This is a genomic window from Desulfofundulus salinus, assembly GCF_003627965.1.
In the GTDB taxonomy this organism is placed as follows: Bacteria; Bacillota; Desulfotomaculia; order Desulfotomaculales; family Desulfovirgulaceae; genus Desulfofundulus; species Desulfofundulus salinus.
This window is the reverse complement of the sequence record NZ_RBWE01000006.1, coordinates 1-584: the sequence shown is the minus strand read 5'-3', so window position 1 is coordinate 584 and position 584 is coordinate 1. Positions and strand designations below refer to the sequence as shown.

Genomic DNA, 584 nt, shown 5'->3' with positions numbered 1-584 from the left:
GGCAGGGAAAAATGCGCCTACTTTCTCATCACCCCGGATACACACGGGGCCTTTGATTTTCTGGCTTCACTTTTCTTCACTTTTGAATTCGTACGGCTGGTGGAAGCGGCCGACGCCGGGCCCGACGGCCGCCTGCAGGTACCTGTGAAGTTCCTCCTGGATGAGTTTGCAAACATAGTAACCATTCCCGAGTTCGAAAAGAAAATCGCCACCGTCAGGTCCCGGGGCATAGAGTGCCACGTCATAGTACAGAGCCTTCCCCAGCTGGAGCGGGTTTACGGGCGTACATGGCAGGAAATCAAGGCCTGCTGCGATACCACCCTGGTAATCGGTGTTAAAGACGACTACACGGCGCAGTACTTCAGCCGCATGCTGGGGCAGTGCACCGTGGAAACACAAAGCGCGACCCGTGAGGTGAAGTCTCTTTTTGGTCCCGGCCTTTTTGACGACCGGCAGACCCGCAGCACAACAGGTCGTGAACTTATGCGGCCGGAAGAGATAATCAAAATGCGTTCGAAGTTCTGCCTGGCCTTCCTGCCGGACGGTACGCCCCCCGCAAAACTGCGGGTGCTGGATTATGAAAA

Annotated in this window: 1 protein-coding gene; it reads left to right on the top strand. The window is 56.0% G+C overall.

Annotation, left to right across the window (positions count from 1 at the left end):
• Positions 1-584, top strand: a 584-nt coding sequence (locus D7024_RS14500) for a type IV secretory system conjugative DNA transfer family protein (RefSeq protein ID WP_165859427.1), incomplete at both ends; no start/stop codon positions are given.